Below are 4,138 nucleotides of genomic sequence, written 5' to 3'. Positions count from 1 at the left end.
ACTTATCCATGCTGTAAGTCCTTTGTTTTGGTCTTGGATAAGTCATCCAACCCCATTATAAAGGACTTTTTCATGTGTTGAAACAGTTAAAATTTTTAATGCAACACTAGTGATTTAAAATGAACTAAACGAATCGATGCTTCGAATATAAGATGTAAACATCTGTTTCGCACTATCGTCTTATTGTAAGCATATTCACCTGGCATTACACAGCAAAGGGTGTGATGTCTCAATTATGAAGGCATCTTAGTGTAAAGTGGTACTTCCTCGAAATCATTTCTTTTTGATCGAGATATGCTTTCCTGTAAATAAAAAAGCTGTGCAGCAAGTTGCCGCACAGCTTTTTTATTATGACTGGGCTACTAGGATTCGAACCTAGGAATGACGAGACCAAAACCCGTTGCCTTACCACTTGGCTATAGCCCAATAATATAAAATGGAGGGAGTAGGATTTGAACCTACGAACCCGAAGGAACGGATTTACAGTCCGCCGCGTTTGGCCACTTCGCTATCCCTCCGTATTAACAAAAACACTAGACTAGACAATGCCGGCTAAAGGATTTGAACCCTCGACCCACTGATTACGATTCAGTTGCTCTACCAACTGAGCTAAGCCGGCATTACTGACACTTACTAATAAAGTGTGATGACCCCTACGGGATTCGAACCCGTGTTACCGCCGTGAAAGGGCGGTGTCTTAACCGCTTGACCAAGGGGCCAGTCATCTTGTACTTTTTAAGCACAAGATATATTCTATAATGGATACGAGTGATTGTCAATAAGATTTAGTAAAATTAACATTATTTAATCAAACGCCTGAACATGTTCGTACTTGTCAGGTTTTCTTTTGAACAGTTCGACCACATATGGGCAGATTGGATAGATCTTCTTCTGCTCTTTCTGCATCTCTTCAACCACACGGTCAACCAGCTGCTCTGCTACCCCCTGGCCTCTCAAAGAAGGGTCTACAAAAGTATGATCAACTCCCACCCTGTCTCCCTGGGAAACCCAAGTGATTTCAGCTAGTAACTGCCCGTCTTCTTCTTTATAGAAGCGGTTATTCCCTTTAGAAAATTCCATATTCTCACCTCTTTTACATGTGTTCATCAATTATAGCATAAAGACTAGCCCTTTCAAACATAAGCGGTTTCAACTCTCTATGTGTTACTGATTGAACTTCTTCTATAAGAAGGTTAAAGTTATAAGAGAGATGATACCTTAACAATAGGAGGTCATTATTATGATAACCCTGTTAAACCGGCTATATCAAAAATCGCTTCATCTTACATCTTTTTTTCTAAGCTGGAAAGACCCAGAGCTGCTTAAAGGACCTGGATCCGTTCATTCCTTGCCAGACATCATTCGCTCTCACAGCTGTCAGCGTGTACTGATTTTAACGGACTCTGGGATTACCCGTGCTGGAGTATTGAACAAGCTCAAAACTTGCCTGGACCAGTCAGACATCAGTTACACTATTTTTAGTGATATCGAAGCTAATCCGAGCATTCGTACCATTGAAAGAGCAGCTGTCAGATACAACAGCTTTCATTCAGATTGCATAGTGGCGGTTGGAGGTGGGTCAGTGCTTGATGCTGCAAAAGCGGCATCTATTATTATAGGAAAACCTCAAAAATCACTTAAATCATTTAAGGGGCTGCTTAAAATCAGACATGCTCTTCCTCCTCTTATCGCTGTACCGACAACCGCTGGTACTGGAAGCGAGGCGACTGCAGCTGCGGTTGTGTCAGACCCGGAGAAAAAGGAAAAGTTCACGATTATGGACCCCTCTCTGATTCCGGATTACGCTGTTCTTGATCCAGTCCTTCTTAAAAGTCTTCCGCCACAGCTCACTGCAGAAACAGGGATGGATGCCTTGACTCATGCTGTCGAAGCCTATATCGGTCGAAGCAACACATCAGCAACTAGACGGTTGAGTGAAGAAGCGATTCTTCTCATCCACTCCAACTTGCTTCAATCTTATAATAACGGGTCAGACTTAACCGCAAGAGAAAATATGCTGATGGCATCCTATAAAGCCGGACAAGCTTTTACACGAGCGTATGTCGGAAACATCCATGCCATTTCTCATGCCCTAACGGCTTTCTACGGCGCTCCTCATGGTCGGACGAATGCCATGCTGCTGCCAGTCGTTCTAAGATATTACGGATCTGCTGTTCAACCTGATCTTTCAAGACTATCTGACAAGCTTGGACTGACTGAAAGTTCAGCATCAGAGAAAGAGAAAGCAGAAGCATTCATTAGTTGGATAGAGAAACTAAATCAGAAGATGACTATTCCGGACAAACTGGATAGGGTCCAGAAGAAAGATTATCTCCCTCTTTCCCGGCATGCCATCAAGGAAGCTAATCCGTTATATCCGGTCCCGGTAATGTTCACTTCAGACGATTTCACAGCTATTTTAGACCTCATATCAAACTAAAACGCATTAAGAAAGGATTTTTACCATGAGTATTGAAACCATTGCAAAAAAACAGAGAAATTACTTTTATCAGGGAGAGACTTTATCTGTAGACTTTCGAAAAAAACAGCTGATGAAGCTGAAGAAAACGCTCATCGCTCATCAGGATGACATAGTCGAGGCTGTCCACAAGGATTTCGGCAAGTCATCCTTCGAGACTTATGTCACTGAAATTCAAGTCGTCTATGATGAGATAAACTATATGCTTAAGAATCTGAAGAAACTGGCGAAACCCCAGAAAGTTCGTACGCCTCTGTTGCATTTTTATTCAAAAAGTAAAATTATGCATGACCCATTGGGAACCGTTCTGATCATTTCTCCGTGGAACTACCCTCTTGCACTAGCACTGACCCCACTTGCAGGCGCCATTGCGGCTGGAAACTGTGCGGTCATCAAGCCCTCAGAGGTGAGTTCTCATACCTCTGCGCTGATCAGTAAGATAATTACTGAAAATTTTGACGAACAGTATCTAACTGTATACGAAGGGGAAGCGGACACGACCCAGACCTTATTAAAACAGGGATTCGATCATTGTTTCTTTACTGGAAGCACTGAAGTAGGCAAAAAAATCATGCAGACTGCCAGTGAGACACTTACTCCAGTCACTCTTGAATTGGGTGGAAAAAGCCCCTGTGTCGTGACGGAGGATGCAGACATTGTGAAGGCTGCCTGTCGTATCGTATGGGGTAAGTTTGTCAATGCAGGACAGACGTGTATTGCTCCTGATTTCGTCCTGGTGCACGAATCTGTTAAACATAGACTGATCCTTATGATCCAAGAGGTCCTCAGACGCTTCTACGGAGAACAGCCTTTAGAAAATGATGACTATGCTCGTATTATTACTGAAAAACACTTTGATCGACTTGTTGGGCTTATGGATAATGAATCTATTCTTCATGGAGGAGAATACAGCAGAGACACCCTATCTATTGCCCCTACATTGGTTGACGATCCAGACTGGGACAGTCAGATTATGACGGAGGAAATTTTCGGGCCGCTTCTACCGATTATTGGGTATGACTCAATCGTCGATACAGTCCATACTCTCCAGGACCGTCCTAAACCACTGGCTTTCTATCTTTTTACTGAATCTGAGGTTTATAAGGAGTTCGTTATGGGATCTCTGTCATTTGGCGGAGGTTGCATCAATGATACACTGATTCACTTCGCCAATCTTAATATGCCGTTCGGCGGAGTCGGCCATAGCGGTATGGGGAATTACCATGGAAAATATAGTTTCGATACATTTACCCATTCTAAAAGCGTGACTGAAAAGACAACACTGTTCGATATTCCTCTACGGTACCCTCCATACAGTAGTAAGGTGATGGACTGGCTTAAAAAGATGATGTAATTTTTTCAATTAAATAGTATATAGGCGTGGCCGCTAATGGTCACGCCTGTTTGTTATAATGCTACGGATTAAATAATTAATGTTTATCGTTAATTTATTGTTGACAGTCATTAGTTTCAAGGAGTATGATATAGCCATCAAAGAAAAAAGTGGTTTCCAAATATGAATATCAAAAAGTTTCAGTTCATCTGTCGTTTTACATCTGTGATCACTAGTGTTGCATAAAACTTAGAGTAAATGATTTTCACACATTGTTACTTTCATCACAAGTATTTTTCGTTAAAATTTCCAAAAAAGTCAATTGC

Annotated in this window: 3 protein-coding genes and 4 tRNA genes; 2 read left to right on the top strand and 5 right to left on the bottom strand. The window is 41.9% G+C overall.

Going from position 1 to position 4,138, the window contains the following annotated elements; genetic code table 11:
• Positions 1-354 precede the first annotated feature (354 nt).
• The 5 genes from ABFX15_RS08405 to ABFX15_RS08385 form a co-directional block, all read right to left on the bottom strand.
• Positions 355-426: transfer RNA gene (locus tag ABFX15_RS08405), tRNA-Gln, on the bottom strand.
• An 11-nt stretch (positions 427-437) separates the two neighbouring features.
• Positions 438-518 (bottom strand) — tRNA-Tyr (locus ABFX15_RS08400).
• A gap of 28 nt (positions 519-546) precedes the next feature.
• Positions 547-619, bottom strand: a tRNA-Thr gene (locus ABFX15_RS08395).
• Positions 620-647: 28 nt separating this feature from the next.
• Positions 648-719, bottom strand: a tRNA-Glu gene (locus ABFX15_RS08390).
• A gap of 85 nt (positions 720-804) precedes the next feature.
• Positions 805-1,107, bottom strand: coding sequence for a GNAT family N-acetyltransferase (locus ABFX15_RS08385; protein WP_346025004.1), 303 nt, complete (start codon positions 1,105-1,107; stop codon positions 805-807).
• Between the two features lie 133 nt (positions 1,108-1,240).
• Here ABFX15_RS08385 and ABFX15_RS08380 point away from each other — a divergent pair, with 133 nt between their 5' ends.
• Positions 1,241-2,440: an iron-containing alcohol dehydrogenase gene (locus ABFX15_RS08380; protein WP_346025003.1), complete on the top strand. Its 1,200-nt coding sequence runs from the start codon at positions 1,241-1,243 to the stop codon at positions 2,438-2,440.
• Between the two features lie 25 nt (positions 2,441-2,465).
• Positions 2,466-3,833, top strand: coding sequence for an aldehyde dehydrogenase (locus ABFX15_RS08375; RefSeq protein WP_346025002.1), 1,368 nt, complete (start codon positions 2,466-2,468; stop codon positions 3,831-3,833).
• Positions 3,834-4,138: the final 305 nt, after the last annotated feature.

The organism is Alkalibacterium indicireducens, from assembly GCF_039522005.1.
Classification (GTDB): domain Bacteria; phylum Bacillota; class Bacilli; order Lactobacillales; family Carnobacteriaceae_A; genus Alkalibacterium; species Alkalibacterium indicireducens.
This window is presented reverse-complemented; position numbering and strand designations above follow the sequence as displayed.

Coding starts and splice junctions, on each gene's coding strand:
- ABFX15_RS08385 (WP_346025004.1), bottom strand. CDS start 1,107: ATGAACACATGTAAAAGAGGTGAGAATATGGAATTTTCTAAAGGGAAT.
- ABFX15_RS08380 (WP_346025003.1), top strand. CDS start 1,241: ATGATAACCCTGTTAAACCGGCTATATCAAAAATCGCTTCATCTTACA.
- ABFX15_RS08375 (WP_346025002.1), top strand. CDS start 2,466: ATGAGTATTGAAACCATTGCAAAAAAACAGAGAAATTACTTTTATCAG.